General features: G+C 63.4%; 16 protein-coding genes. 8 read left to right on the top strand and 8 right to left on the bottom strand.

Going from position 1 to position 18,001, the window contains the following annotated elements; all coding sequences use genetic code 11:
* The first annotated feature begins 61 nt into the window (after nucleotides 1-61).
* The 3 genes from AB4048_RS03155 (at nucleotide 62) to AB4048_RS03145 (ending at nucleotide 3,569) form a co-directional block, all read left to right on the top strand.
* Nucleotides 62-1,003, top strand: coding sequence for a LysR substrate-binding domain-containing protein (locus tag AB4048_RS03155; protein ID WP_442200455.1), 942 nt, complete (start codon nucleotides 62-64; stop codon nucleotides 1,001-1,003).
* A 137-nt stretch (nucleotides 1,004-1,140) separates the two neighbouring features.
* Nucleotides 1,141-2,418: an L-fuconate dehydratase gene (locus AB4048_RS03150; protein ID WP_442200454.1), complete on the top strand. Its 1,278-nt coding sequence runs from the start codon at nucleotides 1,141-1,143 to the stop codon at nucleotides 2,416-2,418.
* 119 nt (nucleotides 2,419-2,537) lie between these two features.
* Nucleotides 2,538-3,569 (top strand): hydroxyacid dehydrogenase, encoded by a 1,032-nt coding sequence (locus AB4048_RS03145; RefSeq protein ID WP_442200453.1) that lies wholly within the window; start codon nucleotides 2,538-2,540, stop codon nucleotides 3,567-3,569.
* Here AB4048_RS03145 and AB4048_RS03140 read toward each other — a convergent pair.
* The 3 genes from AB4048_RS03140 to ggt form a co-directional block, all read right to left on the bottom strand.
* Nucleotides 3,566-5,107, bottom strand: a complete 1,542-nt coding sequence (locus AB4048_RS03140) for a VOC family protein (RefSeq protein ID WP_442200452.1) — start codon at nucleotides 5,105-5,107, stop codon at nucleotides 3,566-3,568. The genes AB4048_RS03145 and AB4048_RS03140 overlap by 4 nt on opposite strands.
* 79 nt (nucleotides 5,108-5,186) lie before the next feature.
* Nucleotides 5,187-6,650, bottom strand: coding sequence for a DHA2 family efflux MFS transporter permease subunit (locus tag AB4048_RS03135; RefSeq protein WP_442200451.1), 1,464 nt, complete (start codon nucleotides 6,648-6,650; stop codon nucleotides 5,187-5,189).
* Between the two features lie 197 nt (nucleotides 6,651-6,847).
* Nucleotides 6,848-8,584: a gamma-glutamyltransferase gene (gene ggt / locus AB4048_RS03130; protein ID WP_442200482.1), complete on the bottom strand. Its 1,737-nt coding sequence runs from the start codon at nucleotides 8,582-8,584 to the stop codon at nucleotides 6,848-6,850.
* 357 nt (nucleotides 8,585-8,941) lie between these two features.
* On the opposite strand from ggt, the gene AB4048_RS03125 reads away from it, so the two are divergent.
* Nucleotides 8,942-9,136, top strand: a complete 195-nt coding sequence (locus tag AB4048_RS03125; protein WP_442200450.1) for a hypothetical protein — start codon at nucleotides 8,942-8,944, stop codon at nucleotides 9,134-9,136.
* Here AB4048_RS03125 and AB4048_RS03120 read toward each other — a convergent pair.
* On the bottom strand, nucleotides 9,130-10,395 hold the full coding sequence (locus AB4048_RS03120; RefSeq protein WP_442200449.1) for a glycerate kinase type-2 family protein: 1,266 nt from the start codon (nucleotides 10,393-10,395) through the stop codon (nucleotides 9,130-9,132). The two genes, AB4048_RS03125 and AB4048_RS03120, sit on opposite strands and share 7 nt — an antisense overlap.
* A gap of 245 nt (nucleotides 10,396-10,640) precedes the next feature.
* Here AB4048_RS03120 and AB4048_RS03115 point away from each other — a divergent pair, with 245 nt between their 5' ends.
* On the top strand, nucleotides 10,641-11,069 hold the full coding sequence (locus AB4048_RS03115; RefSeq protein ID WP_442200448.1) for an OsmC family protein: 429 nt from the start codon (nucleotides 10,641-10,643) through the stop codon (nucleotides 11,067-11,069).
* Between the two features lie 8 nt (nucleotides 11,070-11,077).
* Here the strand turns inward: AB4048_RS03115 and AB4048_RS03110 are convergent, their stop codons facing one another.
* Complete coding sequence (locus AB4048_RS03110) at nucleotides 11,078-11,980, bottom strand: LysR family transcriptional regulator (RefSeq protein ID WP_442200447.1); 903 nt, start codon at nucleotides 11,978-11,980, stop codon at nucleotides 11,078-11,080.
* A gap of 121 nt (nucleotides 11,981-12,101) precedes the next feature.
* On the opposite strand from AB4048_RS03110, the gene AB4048_RS03105 reads away from it, so the two are divergent.
* The 3 genes from AB4048_RS03105 (at nucleotide 12,102) to AB4048_RS03095 (ending at nucleotide 15,195) form a co-directional block, all read left to right on the top strand.
* Nucleotides 12,102-12,845 (top strand): SDR family oxidoreductase, encoded by a 744-nt coding sequence (locus tag AB4048_RS03105; protein ID WP_442200446.1) that lies wholly within the window; start codon nucleotides 12,102-12,104, stop codon nucleotides 12,843-12,845.
* An 84-nt stretch (nucleotides 12,846-12,929) separates the two neighbouring features.
* Entirely contained in the window at nucleotides 12,930-13,832 is a 903-nt protein-coding gene (locus AB4048_RS03100; protein WP_442200445.1) for an SDR family oxidoreductase, read from the top strand.
* 154 nt (nucleotides 13,833-13,986) lie between these two features.
* Complete coding sequence (locus AB4048_RS03095; protein WP_442200444.1) at nucleotides 13,987-15,195, top strand: adenylate/guanylate cyclase domain-containing protein; 1,209 nt, start codon at nucleotides 13,987-13,989, stop codon at nucleotides 15,193-15,195.
* 21 nt (nucleotides 15,196-15,216) lie between these two features.
* Here AB4048_RS03095 and AB4048_RS03090 read toward each other — a convergent pair whose 3' ends face one another.
* The 3 genes from AB4048_RS03090 to AB4048_RS03080 are packed head-to-tail and all read right to left on the bottom strand — an operon-like array spanning nucleotide 15,217 to nucleotide 18,001.
* The gene (locus tag AB4048_RS03090) at nucleotides 15,217-17,181 is read right to left on the bottom strand and encodes a 3-hydroxyacyl-CoA dehydrogenase NAD-binding domain-containing protein (protein ID WP_442200443.1); all 1,965 of its coding nucleotides are present in this window, start codon (nucleotides 17,179-17,181) and stop codon (nucleotides 15,217-15,219) included.
* 12 nt (nucleotides 17,182-17,193) lie between these two features.
* On the bottom strand, nucleotides 17,194-17,589 hold the full coding sequence (locus AB4048_RS03085; RefSeq protein ID WP_442200442.1) for a RidA family protein: 396 nt from the start codon (nucleotides 17,587-17,589) through the stop codon (nucleotides 17,194-17,196).
* Nucleotides 17,582-18,001 carry an acyl-CoA thioesterase gene (locus AB4048_RS03080; RefSeq protein WP_442200441.1) on the bottom strand — a complete coding sequence of 140 codons (420 nt, stop codon included), beginning with the start codon at nucleotides 17,999-18,001 and terminating at the stop codon, nucleotides 17,582-17,584. Before AB4048_RS03080 ends, AB4048_RS03085 begins: the two co-directional genes overlap by 8 nt.

Here is an 18,001-nt window from a genome sequence, read left to right as displayed (position 1 = left end):
ATTATTCAGGATTGGGTCGCCAATCAGTTCTCCTGCGTTTTTGCTGTAGAAAATCTATCGGATGAATGATGCGCTCGGAAAACTTCCTTCCTTGAATGGCCTGAAGGCCTTCGAGGCCGCGGCACGCCATCTGAATTTCCGTCTCGCGGCCGAGGAACTCGGTGTCACGCAAGGCGCGGTAGCGCAGCAGGTGCGGGGACTGGAGGCGGAACTCGGTCTCCAGTTCTTCGAGCGTCGCCCCCGGACGCTGGCGCTCACGGGTGAAGGTCGCGCCTACATCGCCGATATCAGGCGGGCGTTCGAAATCATCGCCCGGGCAACGGGTGACCTGAAGCCGCAGCCGATCAAGCTGGCGATCAGCACGACCCCGACCTTCGCGTCGAAATGGCTGATCCCGCGATTGCCGGATCTGACTGCCCAGCATCCTGATCTTGACATCCATATCGTGGCGACCGACCGCATCTCGAATTTTCAGATGGACGGCGTCGACCTCGCCGTTCGCTACGGGCGACCGCCCTTCGGGCCAGGACTGGCAGCGCAATTGCTGTTCAAGCAGGAAATCATCGCCGCCTGCAGCCCGATGCTTCTGGGGGATCGCGGCCCGCCACGAACCGTTTCCGAGTTGTCGTGCTTCCCACTCCTGCAGGATGCGCACAACTTCTGGCCGGAGTTCATTGAAAGCCACTTCGGAACGGCCACATCTCCACGCGAAGTACCATTATTCAAGCGCATCAGCTTCAACCAGACGTCCCATGCCATCGATGCGGCGGTTGCGGGCCAGGGCATCGTGCTCGCCACCCGGAACTTCATCGCAAGTGATATTGCCGGGCGACGGCTCGTTCAGGTTGGTTCGACCGCGCTTTGGGGGCCTTCCGACTTCTATCTCGTCTGGCCAAGACACAGCAAAGCCGCAGCACTGCAGGCAGCAATGAGTTGGATGTTGTCGGCGGATGGGCAAGGGCGAAACCGCTCGATTGAGGCGGCCGACAGCCAGCTTATATGAAATGTTTCTGTGGTTCGACCATTGTCATTTGCATATGAATGAAATACTCATACTTAAGAATTATGCGGCCTTGGCGGCCGCCATTCCCGTTGTTGAGGGGAGCGGCGGGGCAGCCATGGATATCTAGGGAGCGACCAATGACGCGCATTACCAATCTTCGCGTTTTCGACCTGCGTTTTCCGACGTCGCAGAGCCTCGACGGCTCCGACGCGATGAATCCGGATCCGGACTATTCCGCAGCCTATGTCGTTCTCGAAACCGACAAGCCGGGCCTAGAAGGCCACGGTCTGACCTTTACGATCGGCCGCGGCAACGACATCTGCTGCATGGCGATCGAGGCGATGCGGCATCTGGTCGTCGGCACCGAGCTTGCGACGGTCCTTGAAAACCCCGGCAAATACTGGCGCCATCTCACCGGCGACAGCCAGCTGCGATGGATCGGTCCCGACAAGGGCGCCATGCATCTTGCGACCGGTGCGGTGGTCAACGCCGTCTGGGACCTCTTGGCCAAGGATGCCGGCCGGCCGGTGTGGAAGCTGATCAGCGAGATGGGCGCCGACGCGATCGCCGACATCGTCGATTACCGCTATCTGACGGATGTTTTGACGCGCGACGAGGCCGTGGCGATCCTGAAGAAGGCCGAGGCCGGCAAGGCGGACCGCATCGCAACGCTCGAGCGCGAAGGTTACGCCTGCTATACGACGTCCGCCGGCTGGCTCGGCTATGGCGACGAGAAGCTGCGCCGGCTCTGCCAGGAGGCAATCGACGCCGGCTTCAATCACGTCAAGATGAAGGTCGGTCGTGATCTTGAAGACGATATCCGACGCCTCACCATCGCCCGCGAGGTGATCGGCCCGGATCGCTATCTGATGATCGACGCCAACCAGGTTTGGGAAGTCGGCCAGGCGATCGAGTGGGTCAACAAGCTCGCCTTTGCCAAGCCCTTCTTCATCGAGGAGCCGACGAGCCCCGACGACGTGGCCGGCCACCGCAAGATCCGCCAAGCGATCGGCTCGGTGAAGGTGGCGACCGGCGAGATGTGCCAGAACCGGATCATGTTCAAGCAGTTCATCGCCGAAGGCGCCATCGACATCGTGCAGATCGACAGTTGCCGCATGGGCGGCCTGAACGAGGTGCTGGCAGTGCTGTTGATCGCCGCGAAATATGGCCTGCCCGTCTGGCCGCATGCCGGCGGCGTCGGGCTCTGCGAATATGTCCAGCATCTGTCCATGATCGACTATGTCGCGGTGTCGGGCACCAAGGAAGGCCGCGTGATCGAGTATGTCGATCACCTCCATGAACACTTCATCGACCCTTGCGTGATCAAGAACGCCGCCTACATGCCGCCGAGCCTGCCGGGCTTCTCGATCGAGATGAAGCCGGAATCGATTGAGGCCTATACCTTCAAGGGCTGAGCGCCTCCCGCCATGTGCCTTGCCCGCAGGCGTCTAGCCACTCCTGCGGGCTTGTCGTGCGCGGCGGTCGCGCGCATCTTGCGTGTGCGTCCCTTGGGTGTCGCGAGGAGGAGGATATCATGGCAGAGGCAGAGCGGCCGCTTGCGATCAGCGCGCCCGACCCGCGGACACTCGAACTGATCTTCACCGCCGAGGCCCTGGCCCGGCTGAAATCGAAGTACGAGATTGTCGAGGCCGATCCCGACGGTATCGCGGGACTTGGGGACGTGGTTCTTTCTCGCGCGCGCTATATCATCGGCCAGCCACCCCTTTCCAAAGAAACCCTCGACCGCATGCCGGCGCTCCGCTCCATCCTCAACGTCGAGAGCAATCTCTTGAACAACATGCCCTACGAGGTGCTTTTCGAGCGCGGCATACATGTTGTCACGACGGGCCAAGTCTTTGCCCTGCCGGTCGCCGAAATCGGACTGGGATTCGCGCTCAGCCTGGCGCGCGGCATCGCCGATGCCGATCTCGATTTTCGCGAAGGACGCGAATTGTGGGGCGGGGAGGGCAATGCGCGGGCGCGGCTCCTATCCGGCGCCGATATCGGCATTGTCGGCTTCGGCGATCTCGGCAAGGCCTTGAACCGCGTGCTTTCCGGCTTCCGGGCGAAGGTCAAGGTGTTCGATCCCTGGATGCCGCGCTCGATCCTGGAGGATTTCGGCGTGCAGCCGGCAAGCCTCGATGAGGTCCTGAGCGAAAGCGATTTCGTATTCATCGTCGCCGCCGTCACCAGCGAGAACAAGGGGTTCCTCGGCGCGCAGGCGTTCGCGAGCATGCGCCGGGGTGCCGCCTTCATCCTGCTCAGCCGCGCCGATGTGGTGGATTTCGATGCGCTGGTGGCCGCCGTCGCCTCCGGGCACATCGTGGCGGCAAGCGATGTCTATCCCGTGGAACCGCTGCCGCTCGATCACCCGGTGCGCGGCCTCAAGGGTTTTCTGCGCTCCGCCCACCGCGCCGGCGCGCTCGACAGCGCCTTCAAGCAGATGGGCGAGATGGTGCTGGAGGATATGGATCTGATGGATCGCGGCCTGCCGCCGATGCGCTGCAAGCGCGCCGAACGCGAGACGGTCTCGCGTATGCGTTCCAAGCCGGTCGAGCGAAACTAAAGCCAGTTGCCGATCAACTCGACGTCGTCGTCCGTCAGTTCGTGACCGTGGGGAACGGTCGCAAGCTCGACGGTCGCCCCCTTGCTCGTCAGCCAGTCGGCCAGCGGCCGGGCATAGCGGCCGTAATCGTCGGTTTCTCCGGCGACGATCAGCACCTGGACGTCGCTCATATCGGCTTTTGGCGGTTCGTCGTATACCGGCATCGAACGCAGCAGGATGGCGCGGCGGATGACATGCGGATGCAACGCCATCATCGCGTTGAGGAGGTTCGCGCCATTGGAATAGCCGAGAAAAGCGATCCGCGCCGGGTCGAGGTCGTAGGCGGCGATCGCGCCGGCGACGAAGGCGTCGAAAGCCTCGGCCTCCTTGACGATATCGGCTTGATCGAAGGAGAAGGGCGTCAGGCGCTTGAACCAGCGCGGCAGGCCTTCCTCCGTCGCGCGGCCTCGCACGGCAAGCAGCGTCGCGCGGGGTGCTGCGCGATGCGCGAGCGGCAGCAGCGTCGTCTCGTTGGCACCGGAGCCGTGCAGCAGGATCAACACGCTGCCGTCGGGGTCGTCAGGCGTGTAGAAGCGGTGGACGAAGGGCAGGTCGCGATAGATGACGCGCGGCTCGCCGGGCATCGAAAATTGCGGCATCATGACCGTGAGTTCGTCGCTGCGCTCAGTCACGGCAGGCGGCACGAAAAGCCGCGTTCCGAGCGTTGCTTCGTCCTCGTCGATGAGCATGCCCGGCGCGTCGGTCGCAAGCTCGAAGAGAATTCGGCCGGGCTCGCGGACGTAGAGCGAGCGGAAATATTTCCGGTCGTGCGTCGCGGTCGGCCAGGATCCGTCCGCCTGCAGCGCCGTCCTGACCGCCTCGATTTCGGCATCGTCCTTGGCGCGGAAAGCGACGTGGTCGACGGTTCCGGTTCCCGGCGCGGACGACCAGAAACCGCCGGCATCACGCACGTCGACGATGTCGCCGGTCTCAGAGGTGAGGCGGCTGATGGTTCCCGCCTTCGCAGTGGCGCGATAGCCGAAGTGACGCTCCAGCATCGCCTGCGTCTCGGCGGGCGTCTCGGCAAAGAGCGTCGCCCCGCGGATGCGGCGGATAGCGGCTTCTGCCGGAATGTCGGCCGCCGCCCAAGGAACCGCTGCCTCAAGCGCCGGCGTCCCAACGAGCTTGACGATGACACCGTCGGGGTCCTTCAGCCGCAACACCGGTTCACCGAATTCGACCATCGGGCCTTCCGGCCGCAAGCCGTGGCGGAGCGCTCGCGTCAACCAGAAGCCGATCTCGGTCGGCTCGACGGCCAGCGAGATTTCCCCGACCTGACCCAGGCCGGGACGGCCCGGCGAGCCGTCCTCCCAGACCAGGAACGTGACGAGCGAACCCGGAGAACCGACCGCGTCGCCATAGAACAGGTGGAGCTGCACCGCATCCTCGAAGCCACCGGTCCGCTTGACCAGCCTGAGGCCCAGAAAGCCGGCATAGAAGTCGACATTTGCCTGCACCTTGCGGGTGATCAGCGTGATGTGGTGGATACCGGCGACCATCGTCGTCCTCCGCATGTTTGTTTATGCGCAAGCTTTAAGCGTTGTTTGCACGGCGGAAAACAGAAAACGCCTGCGCCGATCACCGCGGGCGGATGTGCTCCATTCCGGCCTCGCGGGGCTTGCCCTTGTGGCCGCTGATTTCGGCGCCGTCGGTCTTGAGGAAACGGGCGTTCCAGATGGTCGCGAACAGGGAGATCAGCGTTACGACGATGAAGGCGGCGGAGAAGTCTTCAAGCGTGGCATGGTCGTGCTCGCTCGCATACATCGAGGCGTGCAGCGCCAGCGCACCGACGCAGATGCCGAGCGAGAGCATCAACTGCTGGAAGGTGGTGTAGAAGCTCGTGGCCGTGCTCATGCGCTCGCGTTCGATCTCGTCATAGGCGATCGTGTTGTAGCAGGTGAACTGGAACGACATGAAGAAACCGCAGAAGTAGAGGATTACGAAGATCAGCCACATCGGCCAGTCCGGCCTGAAGATCGCGCAGGTGCCGTAACCGAGCGTTCCGATCACCCCGAAGACGATAAGGCTGGTGCGAAAGCCGAAACGTCTGAGAATCTTCGACTGGATCGCCTTCATCGTCATCGAGCCGAGCGCGGTGGCAATCGCAATCCGGCCGGCCGCGGCCGCCGAAAGGCCGAAGCCGAGCTGCAGCATCAGCGGGATGAGAAAGGGCTGCGCGCCCTGCGAGATGCGGGTGAGCGAGCCGGCGATCACGGATGTCCGGAAGGTGCGCACGCGCATCAGCGAGAAATCCATGATCGGCGAGGGATGCTTGCGCGCATGCCTGAGATAGGCGATGCCGAAGATCAGGCCGATCGCGATCAGGAAGATCGCCCGCGCCCCTTCGCCGCTTCGGCTCGACGTTTCAAAGCCGAAAAGAAGCGAGCCGAGCGAAATGCCCGAGAGGATGAAGCCGACGAGATCGAACGGCCCGCGATGCGGCCCCTTCGCCTCGTCGATGAAGATCGTGACGAGCAGGAAGCCGACGATGCCGATCGGCACGTTGATGTAGAAGATCCAGCGCCAGTCGAGATAGGTGACGAACATGCCGCCGACCGGCGGGCCGAGGATCGGACCGATCAGTGCCGGCACCAGCAGCCAGGACATGGCCGCGACCATATCCTTGCGCGGCACGCTGCGCATCAGGACGAGGCGCCCGACCGGCAGCATCATGGCGCCGCCCAGCCCCTGGATCAGCCGTGAGGCGACAAGAAAGGTAAGGTTTGGCGCCTGCGCGCACATGATCGAGCCGATCACGAAGACCGCGATGGCGCTTCGAAACACGGTGCGCGTGCCGAAGCGATCGGCCATGGTGCCGCTGGCGGGAATGAAGATCGCAAGGCTCAAGAGATAGGAGGTGAGCGCGATACTCATCGAGGGCGGCGTCACGCCGAAATCGCGCGCCATGGTCGGCAGCGCGGTCGCAAGCACCGTGGCGTCGAGCTGTTCCATGAACATCGCGCTTGCAACGATCAGCGCGATTGTCCGGAAATTGCGCGCGGCTGGCTGAACCGCCGTGGACGGATAGGTCTGATCCGACATTGTCGGGGATCACTCTCGATGGTGCGGCGAGGTCTAAAAACGGCACCGCAACAGGTGGCGGCCAAGGGCCGCGTTTGGAACGGCGCCTGTATACTCCTGCTAAGGCTGTCTGACTATATGCGATCACGCAAATCTGATCGCCCATTTAGGCAAAGCCCCGCGCGTCGCGCGAGGCGTCCGATTGAAGCCTCGGCGGTTCAATATCCCGCGGCGGTTCCCGATTCCGCACGGGCGTCCATCGCGCCGTTGTAGCGCGCCCCGCCGCCGTCGGCGATTTCGCCGAGGCTCTCGCCGCCGATCAGGATGCCGGCCGCCTGTCCCCAGATCGGCCAGTTCTTGTCCTCCTGAACCGTATAGCCCATTCCCGTCAGGATCCGGATCGTATCGGGGGAGAGCGCGTGCGGCTCGATATAGACCTTGTCCGGCAGCCACTGGTGATGGATGCGCGGTGCATCGATCGCATCGGAAAGGTTCATTTTGAAGTCGATGACGTTGGTGATCGCCTCAAGCGTGATGGTGATGATGCGCGCACCGCCCGGGCTGCCGATCACCATGAAGGGCTTGCCGTCCTTGGAAATGATCGTCGGGCTCATCGAGGAGAGCGGTGTCTTTTTCGGCAGGATGGCGTTGGCCTCGCCCTGGACCAGACCGTAGAGATTGGGCACGCCCGGCTTCGAGGTGAAATCGTCCATCTCGTTGTTGAGAAGCACACCGGTGCCGGGCGCCACCACGCCGGCCCCAAACGAACCGTTCAGCGTATAGGTCACGGCAACGGCGTTGCCTTCGTCGTCGACAATCGAAAAGTGCGTCGTCTCATGGCTTTCGCCGAAACCCTTCGGCATCAGCTCCTTCGAAACGCCGGCGCGGTAGGGATCGATGCTGTCGCGAATCTTTGCGGCATAGGCCTTGTCGAGAAGCTTGCTGACCGGGTTGTCGACGAAATCGGGGTCGCCGAGCGCCGCGTTGCGGTCCACAAAAGCATGGCGCATCGCCTCGACCATCACATGCACGGTCTCGGCAGAGCCGTAACCGAGATAGGAGAGCGGATAGCCTTCGAGCACGTTGAGGATTTCGCAGATGATGACGCCGCCGGAAGAGGGGGGCGGCGAAGAGACGATCTCGTATCCGCGGTAATTGCATTTCACCGGGTCGAGTTCGCGGACCTTGTATTGCTCAAAGTCCTCCTTGGCGAGAACGCCGCCTTTCTCGCTGCTCGCCTTGGCGATCGCCTCGGCTGCCGCGCCCTTGTAGAAGGCGTCGGGGCCGGTCTCGGATATGCTGGCGAGGGTCGCTGCGAGATCAGGCTGGACGAGCCTGTCGCCTGCGGCAAAGGGCGTGCCGTCGGCCTTGACGTAGATGGCAGCCGCTGCAGGATCGCGTGACAGACGCTTCTGCCCGCCGTTGAGTTCGGCTGCGTCGCCCTGGTTGAAGACGAACCCATCCTTTGCAAAGCCGATCGCGGGCGCCAACAATTCCTGCCGCGATTTCGTGCCGTATTTCTCCCGCGCGGTCTCGAAGCCCATCACGGAGCCGGGCACGCCGACGGCGAGATAGCCCTCGGTGCTGGCACCTTTGACGACGTTGCCCTTGTCGTCGAGATACATCGTCTTGGTCGCCTTGAGCGGCGCGCGCTCGCGAAAATCGAGGAAGGTCGTCTTGCCGTCCTTGAGGCGGATCGTCATGAAACCGCCGCCGCCGATGTTGCCGGCGGTCGGGTAAACGACGGCGAGTGCATAGCCGACGGCGACGGCGGCATCGACCGCGTTGCCGCCGCTCTTGAGCACCGCAACGCCGACGTCGGTCGCCAGATGCTGAGCAGTGACCACCATGCCGTGTTCGGCCTTGACAGGCTCTGGCGAGGCGGCAAAGGCCGTGGCGCTGAGAAGGGAGAAACCAAGGACGGTGAGCGAAGTGGAGATGCGGCGGACAAGCATGTTCATATCGGATCCCTCTCAATCTGATCGCTTCACGAGTTGAACCCGCCGAAAATCTCCTGTCCACCCAAAAATACAGCACCGGACCAATAGAATCGGTTTCCTCGCGCACTTGAAAAAAATCGGTCCTCCGCTACGTCAGCCGAGGTAGGCCGAATTCCGATTGAGGGTGGCCGGCCACGATCTGTCCATCGAATATATGAAGCGATCGTTTAGGCTGAGCCTAAAATTCAACTGTTATTTCAAGAAGTAACTGGGGCAAAATACTATCCCGGTCGTAACCTTGCAGTGGTGGATCGCTGCTAAAAGTTATGCGTGCGCCGGGATAGGGCGTCGATCTGTCTGCGGAGAGTTGCCATGTTTGAAAGACTGGATCAATGGATAAGCGGACGTAGCCATCCGAAGCACATGTTCGTGCAGAAGAAGGTGCAGGAGATTGAGTGCGTCCATTGCCACGCGCGCTTCCTGCGCTGGTCTTCGACCATCGCCGCCTACGGGCGCTGCGACCAGTGCGCGGCGGAATTCGATGACGCGGCGAAAACCGGTCACTGAATCAGGATCGCCCTGAAGTCGTTGACATTCGTGCCTGTCGGACCGGGCACGAAGAGGTCGCCGACGGCGTCGAACGCCGTCCAGGCGTCATTGTTTTTCAGCATCTCCGCGGGCACGAGCCCCATTTGGCGCAGGCGCGAAGCCGTCGTCGCGTCGGCAAATGCGCCGGCGTTGTCTTCGCTGCCGTCGATGCCGTCGGTATCGGCGGCGATCGCTTGAATGCCGGAAGTCCCGTCGATGTCGATGGCGAGGGACAGCAGGAATTCGCTGTTGCGTCCGCCCTTGCCTTTCCCCCTCAAGGTTACCGTCGTCTCCCCGCCTGACAACAGCACGACGGGCTTTGCAAAGGGTCTGTTGCGGAACAGGACTTCGCGGGCAAGGGCCGCGTGGACATGGGCCGCTTCGCGCGCCTCTCCCTCGATCGCATCGGAGAGAATGGCCGCCTCGATGCCGGCGGCACGCGCAACTGCCGCTGCCGCCTCCAGCGAGACGCCCGCCGAGGCGATGAGATGGACTTCGTTACGGGCAAAACGCGGATCGTCGGGGCGTGGAGCTTCGGACTGGGGTTGCTCGATATGAGCGATCACCGCTGCCGGCAGGTCGATCCGGTGAAGGCGGATGAGGTCTAGCGCGTCGCTGCGCGTGCCTCGGCCCGGAACGGTCGGCCCGGAGGCGACCAGTGCCGGATCGTCGCCGGGAATGTCGGACACCACCAGCGAGACGACGCGCGCGGGGTAGGCGGCTGCCGCCAGCCGGCCGCCCTTGATGGTCGACAGATGCTTGCGGATGGTGTTCATCGCCGAGATCGGGGCGCCGGAGGCGAGTAGCGACTTGTTTACGGCGATTTCGTCTTCGACCGAAAGGTCGCCGGCCGGCGAGGGCAGAAGCGCCGAACCACCACCCGAGATCAAGGCGATCACCAGGTCGTCGTCGGTCAATCCGTCGACGAGCTTGAGCAACCGGCGCGAGGCGACGAGGCCTGCGGCATCCGGCACCGGATGCGCGGCCTCGATGATCTCGATGCGCTCGCAAGGCGCGCCGAAGCCGTAGCGGGTCACCGCCACGCCTTCCAGCGGACCGTCCCAGCAGCTCTCCAATGCCGCCGCCATCTGTGCGGACCCCTTGCCCGCCCCGACCACGACCGTCCGGCCCTTCGGCTTGGCCGGCAAATGGGCGCGGATACCGTTCAGCGGATCGGCGGCACGGACAGCGGCATTGAACAGCGACGTGAGGAAAAGGCGGGGATCGGAAATGGTCATCGGTCTGCCTTCTTGCATGGTCCAGGGTCGGCTCAACGCTTCGCCGAAGCGCGGATCCGCATTGATACTGTTGTTCCATTCCGGATGGAAAACCGCTGCGCACTTTTCCTGGAATTGCTTTGTCACCCGCGAGATGACCCGAACTGAAGCGTCGGCGCAAGTCTTCGATGAGCGATTGTTTCCGCGTTGGAAAACTCCTATCTCTCGCAAGCAATATTCGAACTAGCTTTTTCAAGGGTAGAGACATGGTTGAGCTTAAGGCCAAGGCAAGACAGACAGGCGCGACAGCGGTGCTCGGCCGCACCGGTTTTCCGCACGTCGTTTCACTGACGGGCGGCGAGATTAGCGTGGTGACCGCGCCGTCGCAGGCGGGGTTCAACCCGCTCGATCTTCTTTACGCGTCTCTCTCGGCCTGCCTGGTGCTCAGCGCGCGCATGGCGGCAAGTCAGATGGGCGTTCTCGACAAGCTCATCGAGGTGACTGCTTCCGTCACCGGAGAGAAGGCGGCCGAAGGTCTTTCGCGGGTCGAAAAGTTCAATATCGCCTTCACCATCAAGGGCGATTTCGACGACGAAACCCGGAGCGCGATCGCGCACGCGGCCGAGGACGAAATCTGCACGGTCAGCAACACGATCCGCGGCAATCCGAGTTTCTCGACGACGATTTCGGGCTGAGGCCCGCCTTATGTCCTTTCTCTCTGCGCGGCGAAAATGCCGACGATCCAGTCGATGAAGACGCGCACGCGCGGCGAAAGCTGGCGATTGCGCGGATAGAGAAGCGACACCGGCGTCGGAGAGGGCGGGAAGGGGGCCAGCACTTCGACGAGCTCACCCATCGCTAGCGCATGCTCGGCGTGATAGCGGGGGACCTGTATCAGGCCGAGGCCGAGCTTGGCGGCTGCCACATAGCTTTCCGCCGCGTTGACCGTGATTGTCGCCGGAAGCGCGACATTTTTCAGCAATCCATCCACCGTGAATTCCAGGGGCAATAGCCCGCCCGTCGCCGTCGAGTGAAAGCCCACCATGCGGTGGACGCCTTCGAGCACGGCAGGATGCTCGGGCATGCCATGGCGTTCGAGGTAGGCGGGTGCTGCCAGCGTCACCTCCGCCAGCGTGGCGACGCGCCGTGCGATCATGTCGCTGTCCTGCGGCACGCCCACCCTCAGCACGCAATCGATGCCTTCTCGGACGAGATCGACCAGACGGTCGCCCTCGCTCATATGCACAGAGATGTCCGGATAGGCGGCGAGGAACGAGGGAAGGTTCGGCAGCACGAAATGCCGCGCCAGCGTGCCGTGCACGTCGACGCGCAACAGACCCTTGGGCTTGACCCCGGCAAAGGCGCCCTCCGCCTCCTCTATGTCGGCGAGGATGGCAAGGCAGCGCCGATAGTAGGCCTCGCCATCGAGCGTCGGGCTCACGTGCCGCGTCGTCCGCTGTAAAAGCCTTACGCCGAGGCGCCTTTCCAACTGTTTGATCGCATCCGTGACGGTCGAGCGCGGCAGCCCTATATCCGCCGCAGCCAAGGTGAAGCTGCGGCGCTCCACGACGCGGGCGAAGACCTGCATGGCACTGAAACGATCCATCTTGATTGTTCGCGTTATTCGGATTGTTATCGCGGATATTGGCTGATTATCCGGCAATTTGAAAGAGGCATAGTCTCCTCATCGAACAGCGCCGTGGCGCGAAACATCAAGGAGAACGACCATGTCCGACATCAACAGCAAAAAAGTTGCCATCGTCACCGGCGCTTCCCGCGGCATCGGCGCCGCCATTGCCGAGCGGCTCGCCGCCGACGGGTTTACGGTTGTCATCAACTACGCCGGCAACGCCGCTTCCGCCGAGGCGCTGGCGCGCTCCATCGAAGAGAAGGGCGGCAAGGCATTGACGGCACAGGCTGATGTCAGTGATGCCGATGCAGTGCGCCGCATGTTCGACGCGGCCGAGGCAGCCTTCGGCGGCGTCGATGTGCTGGTCAACAATGCCGGCATCATGGTTCTGTCGAAGCTTGCCGACGCCGACGACGCCCATTTCGAGCGGCAGATCGCCGTCAATCTGAAGGGAACGTTCAACACGCTGCGCGAAGCCGCAAAGCGGCTTAGGGACGGCGGCCGTATCGTCAACTTCTCGACCAGCGTCGTCGGGCTGAAGCTCGAGACCTATGGCGTCTACGCCGCCACCAAGGCAGCGGTCGAGACGATGACGGCGATCCTTGCCAAGGAGCTCCGGGGCCGCTCGATCACGGTCAACGCGGTAGCCCCCGGACCGACGGCGACTGATCTCTTCCTCAACGGCAAGAGCGACGAACTGATCGAACGGATGGCCAAGATGAACCCGCTGGAGCGCCTCGGCACGCCCGCCGACATCGCGGCGTCGGTTGCCTTCCTCGCCGGTCCTGATGGCTCCTGGATTAATGGCCAGGTTCTGCGCGCCAATGGCGGCATGGTCTGATCCGTTCGCGCGGTCCCCAAGAACCCATGGCATCAACTGTAAAGGCGTTTCCCAAGGGAACGCCAGGCTTGAAGGAACAGGATCATGAGCAAGCAAGTCATCGTCATCACGGGCGCATCGAGCGGCTTCGGCGCACTCACGGCTCGCGCGCTGGCCAAGGCCGGCCACACCGTCTATGCCGGCATGCGACACACCGAAGGGCGCAACGCGCCGCAGGTCGCAGTTGCTGACGCTTTCGCCGCCGAGCACGGCGTGGCCCTGAAAACCGTGGAACTCGACGTCGCGTCCGACGCATCTGTCGAAGCTGGCATTGCGAAAGTCATCGCGCAGGAAGGCGGTATCGACGTCCTGATCCACAATGCGGGCCATATGTCCTTTGGCCCGGCGGAGGCCTTCACGCCGGACCAATACGAGGAACTCTTCGACATCAACGTCTTGAGCACGCAACGCGTCAACAGGGCGGCACTCCCGCATATGCGGCGGCAAGGCAAGGGTCTTGTGGTCTGGGTCTCCTCCTCCAGCACCCGTGGCGGCACGCCGCCTTACCTTGCGCCCTATTTCGCTGCCAAGGCCGCCATGGATTCGCTCGCCGTCTCCTACGCGTCCGAACTCACCCGCTGGGGCATCGAAACGGCGATCATCGTGCCCGGCGCGTTCACCAAGGGCACCAACCACTTCGCCCATTCCGGCTCTCCCGCCGACACCGAGCGCGCGGCCGAATACAATGACGGCCCCTATGCCGGCGTTTCGGACAAGGCTTTGCAGGGGCTGGCCGCGCTCGAACCGGCGGATGCAGACGCAGCCTCGGTGGCCACCGCGATCGTCGAGATCGTCGACATGCCGTTCGGAAAGCGCCCCTTCCGCACCCATGTCGATCCGTCGCAGGATGGCGCCGAAGTGGTCAACGGCGTCGCGGACCGTGTTCGCGCCGAACTCTTCCGCCGCATCGGCCTCGACGATCTTCTGAGCCCTCGCGCCAATGGGTAGAAGCTGAAATTCAGCCCGAATTTGCGTCAAATCGCCGCTCTCTTGCAAGGAAAGCGGCGATTGTTGCGCTCAATTGACGTTTGCCATGCCTTCCAGGCTTCCGTACGGCGGTGATTGGGACTAAAGCGACGCCGGGAGGCAGAGGAATTGTTGGATGCAAGAAAACGACATCACTCAACTCGCCGCCTGGCTCATGAACGAGGGTCTCAAAGGGGCCGCCGAAGCTGATCTGCTCGCGGGTTTCTGCGAAGCCTGTCGAGATGGCGGGCTCGACATCGGCCGCTCCATGGCGCTGATGGATACGCTTCACCCCGTCTACGAAGGGCGGGCTTTCCGATGGGACAGCCAAGAGGACATCGAGGCGGTTTTCGAGTACGGCCCGTCCGGGCAGGGGATCGGGGCGGAAAACTGGCGGCGCTCGGCCTTTTACCATCTCCAGAGCACCAATGAGACCGAGGTGCGCCGCCGCATAGGCTTCGGCGATCCGCTTGATTTCTATTCGCTGGATCTCCTGAAGGAGGCGGGCCACACTGATTTCATCGCTTTCGCCAATCATTTCGGCAGCGCCGGCACGATCGGCGAAATGGACTGCTGCTTCGTGAATTTCGTGACCGCGGCGCCCGATGGCTTCGGCAACGGCGACGTCGCCGTTCTGCGTCGCCTGGTGCCGGCGCTGGCGCTCGCCATAAAATGCACGGCGCTTGGCCGCATCGCCCGCACGATCGCGGAGGTATATCTTGGCGAGGACGCCGCCCGCCAAGTGCTCGAGGGCAAGATCACCCGAGGCAAGGCGGAACGCATTTCCGCGGCGCTGTGGTTCTCAGATCTCGCCCACTATACGCGCATTTCGGATACGGCCGAGCCGGACGAGATCATCCCCATGCTCAACGACTACGCGGACGCCGTGATCTCCTCGATCCACGAGGCTGGTGGCAACGTGCTGAAGCTGATCGGCGACGGAACGCTTGCCATCTTCAAGGGCGGCAACTCAGCCGATGCCTGCGCGGCGGCGCTGCGCGCCGAGGCCACGCTGCGCAAGCGCCTGCGGGACTTGAACGCGCAGCGCGAGATCGAAGGGCGTCCTGTCACGGAAGTCTATCTCGGCCTCCACATCGGCGACGTTTTCTACGGCAATATCGGAAGCCAGGACCGGCTCGACTTCACGGTGATCGGCCCCGCGGTCAACGAGGTAAGCCGTATCGCCTCGCTGTGTCGCTCGGTCGATCGCAACATCCTGACGTCGTCGGATTTCGTCAACGCCGTGCCGAAGCCCGAGCGCGACGACCTTGTTTCGGTCGGCCGCTATGCGCTGCGCGGCGTCAACCGCGCGCAGGAGCTTTTTACGCTCATGGGAAAAAGGTGAGGCGCTAGTCTAGGTCTAACTTCACCGACGACCGGCGGCGAACATCGGCCCGCCCTTGTGCGAGGGAAAGCCGTAGCCGTTGATCAACACCAGGTCGATATCGCTCGGGCGAGCGGCTATTCCGCCGTCGAGGAGTTTCTGCCCCTCGTCGGTCATCGCCTTCAGAAGTCGGGCCACGATCTCGTCGGCGCCGAGCTTGCGCGGGCTGATGCCTTTCTCGGCGCGGGCGGCTTCGATCAGCGCCGTGACCTCGGGGTCGACAGTCCTCTTGCCCTCGGGATAGGCGTACCAGCCGCGACCGGTCTTCTGGCCGAAGCGGCCGGCCTCGCAGAGGCGATCGGGGATGACAACATAGCGTTCGCACGGATCACGCGTCGCTGCCTGGCGCTTGCGCCGTGCCCAGGCGATCTCCAGGCCTGCGAGGTCGAAGACCGCGAAGCAGCCCATCGGGAAGCCATAGGCCTCCAGCGCGGCATCGATCTCGTTCGGCAGGGCCCCATCTTCCAGCATGAATTCAGCCTCGCGGCGGTAGGCCGAAAAGATGCTGTTGCCGATGAAGCCTTCGATGACGCCACAGACGATCGGCAGCTTGCCGAGGCGTTTGGCGACGGCAACGGCGCTCGCCAGCACGTCGGGCGCCGTTTGCGCGCAGTTGACCACTTCGACCATGCGCATGATGTTGGCCGGCGAGAAGAAATGCAGGCCGACGACGCGCTCGGGATGCTCAGTGGCGGCAGCGATCGTATCGGGATTGAGATAGCTGGTATTGGTGGCAAGGATCGCGTCCTTGCGGACGATGGCGTCGAGGCGCTGGAAGAGCTCGGTCTTGACAGTCAGATCGTCGAACACCGCCTCGATGACGAGATCGGCGGCGGCAAGTTCCTGCGCATTCGCCGTCACGGTCAGCCGCTCCACTCGGTCGGCAAGACCGGCGGCGTCGAGGCGGCCGCTCTTCAAGTCTCTTTCCAACATGCCGACAATGCGCGCGCGGCCCTTGTCGGCGGCCTCCTCGGTCTGCTCGACGCCGATGACGCGGTAGCCGCCATTGAGGCTGGCGACGGCAATGCCCGAGCCCATCAGCCCGGTACCGACGATGCCGATGGTTTCGATTTTGCGCGGGGTGACCGCCTCCAGGCCGGCGACCTTGCCGGCGGCCCGCTCCGCGAAGAAGACGTGCCTCAGCGCGGCGGCCTCCTCGGAGTCGCGCAGGCGCAGGAAAGTGGCGCGTTCTTCCGCAAGTCCCTCGACAAGCGATACCGTCGCCGCCAGCTTGACGAGCCGGAGCGCTTCGGAGGGGGCTGCCTGTCCGCGGGCTTTGCCAAGAATCTTTGCCGAAGCGGCCTCGATCGTGGCGGCGTCGTCCGCCTTGACGGCAAGCTCGCCTGTGCGGCAGAGCGGCGTGCCCGCAAGCTCGCGGGCAAGTGTGGTAGCCGCAGCGACGACGTCGTCGGCTGCGCGGTCGGCAAGTCCGAGCGCAACGGCTTCCTTGCTCTTGACTGTCCGGCCGCTGCCGATGAGGTCGATGGCGGCCGGCGTTCCGATCAGTCGGGGCAGGCGCTGCGTGCCGCCGGCACCCGGCACGATCCCGAGCTTCACCTCAGGCAGGCCGAAAACGGCGGTTTGCCCGGCGACACGGCCGTGGCAGGCAAGCGCGATCTCGCAGCCGCCCCCGAGCGCTGCGCCATTGACGGCGGCGACGACCGGTTTTGAAAAGGCTTCGATGTGGTTGAGGACATCAGGCAGATGCGGCTCGACCGGCGGCTTGCCGAATTCGCGGATGTCGGCGCCGCCGACAAACGTCTTTCCGGCGCCGGTGATGACGAGCCCGACGATGCCGCTATCGCCCTCGGCATGGTCAAGGGCAGACATGAGGCCGGCACGGACATGCGCCGAAGTTGCGTTGACGGGCGCGTTGTCGATCGTGACGATCAGGACGCCGTCGCTCAGCGTTGCTGAGACGCTTTCGGAGAAGTTCGTGGCCGGCATGCTCTTACTCCCTCACGCAGGAACGACGGCGGTCGCCTGGATCTCGATCTTGGCGCGGTCTTCGACGAGCGCTACGACCTGAACGGCTGCCATGGCGGGGAAGTGGCGGCCGATCGTCTCCCGGTATGCCTGGCCCAGGCCCTTGAGGTTGCCCATGTATTCGGCCTTGTCGGTGAAATACCAGGTCATCGTCGTGATGTGATGCGGCTCGGCGCCGCCGGCGGCCAGAACGTCGACGATGTTCTTCAGCGTCTGGCGCACCTGCCCGACGAAATCGTCCGTTTCGAACTCGCATTGCGCGTTCCAGCCGATTTGACCGCCGACGTAGATCGTGCGGCCGGTTGCCGCGACGCCATTGGCGTATCCGATCGGCTTGGCCCAGCCTTCAGGTTGCAGGATCTCATGCATCGGTGGGGGTCTCCAAATGGTGGGTCAGCGCGGCGCGGATATCGTCCGGCCAGGCAAGCGATTTATGCGTTTCAAGCGAGGTCGCGACGAGGCGTTGGCGTGCGGTCCAAAGGACGTTGCCGCCGGCCGATACCTCGTGCTCCAGATCGAGGGATGAGCGGCCGATGCCGCGCACCCTTGCTGTGAATTCGAGCTGGTCGCCGTGGAAACCAGGATGCACGAAGGTCACGTCGAGGCGCAGCGTTGGCGTTCCAATCCGGCGCTCGCCGATCAAGTCCGCCCGGCCGGCGCCGAGCGTTTCAAAGAATTCTTCCATCACACCGTCGAGAATTCTCAGGTAGGACGGGAAGTATGCGATCCCGGAGGGATCGCAATCTCCGAAGCGCAAGGGCCTGGTGGTTTGGAATGCCAA

The sequence above is a fragment of the Rhizobium sp. RAF56 genome, from assembly GCF_052113965.1.
Classification (GTDB): Bacteria; Pseudomonadota; Alphaproteobacteria; order Rhizobiales; family Rhizobiaceae; genus Rhizobium.
This window is presented reverse-complemented; position numbering and strand designations above follow the sequence as displayed.

Excerpts from the sequence above, each read along its gene's own strand:
- AB4048_RS03150 (WP_442200454.1), top strand. The coding sequence starts at position 1,141 with ATGACGCGCATTACCAATCTTCGCGTTTTCGACCTGCGTTTTCCGACG.
- AB4048_RS03120 (WP_442200449.1), bottom strand. The coding sequence starts at position 10,395 with ATGACCATTTCCGATCCCCGCCTTTTCCTCACGTCGCTGTTCAATGCC.
- AB4048_RS03155 (WP_442200455.1), top strand. The coding sequence starts at position 62 with ATGAATGATGCGCTCGGAAAACTTCCTTCCTTGAATGGCCTGAAGGCC.
- AB4048_RS03090 (WP_442200443.1), bottom strand. The coding sequence starts at position 17,181 with ATGCCGGCCACGAACTTCTCCGAAAGCGTCTCAGCAACGCTGAGCGAC.
- AB4048_RS03100 (WP_442200445.1), top strand. The coding sequence starts at position 12,930 with ATGAGCAAGCAAGTCATCGTCATCACGGGCGCATCGAGCGGCTTCGGC.
- AB4048_RS03125 (WP_442200450.1), top strand. The coding sequence starts at position 8,942 with ATGTTTGAAAGACTGGATCAATGGATAAGCGGACGTAGCCATCCGAAG.
- AB4048_RS03140 (WP_442200452.1), bottom strand. The coding sequence starts at position 5,107 with ATGGTCGCCGGTATCCACCACATCACGCTGATCACCCGCAAGGTGCAG.
- AB4048_RS03145 (WP_442200453.1), top strand. The coding sequence starts at position 2,538 with ATGGCAGAGGCAGAGCGGCCGCTTGCGATCAGCGCGCCCGACCCGCGG.
- AB4048_RS03105 (WP_442200446.1), top strand. The coding sequence starts at position 12,102 with ATGTCCGACATCAACAGCAAAAAAGTTGCCATCGTCACCGGCGCTTCC.
- AB4048_RS03135 (WP_442200451.1), bottom strand. The coding sequence starts at position 6,650 with ATGTCGGATCAGACCTATCCGTCCACGGCGGTTCAGCCAGCCGCGCGC.
- ggt (WP_442200482.1), bottom strand. The coding sequence starts at position 8,584 with ATGCTTGTCCGCCGCATCTCCACTTCGCTCACCGTCCTTGGTTTCTCC.
- AB4048_RS03085 (WP_442200442.1), bottom strand. The coding sequence starts at position 17,589 with ATGCATGAGATCCTGCAACCTGAAGGCTGGGCCAAGCCGATCGGATAC.
- AB4048_RS03110 (WP_442200447.1), bottom strand. The coding sequence starts at position 11,980 with ATGGATCGTTTCAGTGCCATGCAGGTCTTCGCCCGCGTCGTGGAGCGC.
- AB4048_RS03095 (WP_442200444.1), top strand. The coding sequence starts at position 13,987 with ATGCAAGAAAACGACATCACTCAACTCGCCGCCTGGCTCATGAACGAG.
- AB4048_RS03115 (WP_442200448.1), top strand. The coding sequence starts at position 10,641 with ATGGTTGAGCTTAAGGCCAAGGCAAGACAGACAGGCGCGACAGCGGTG.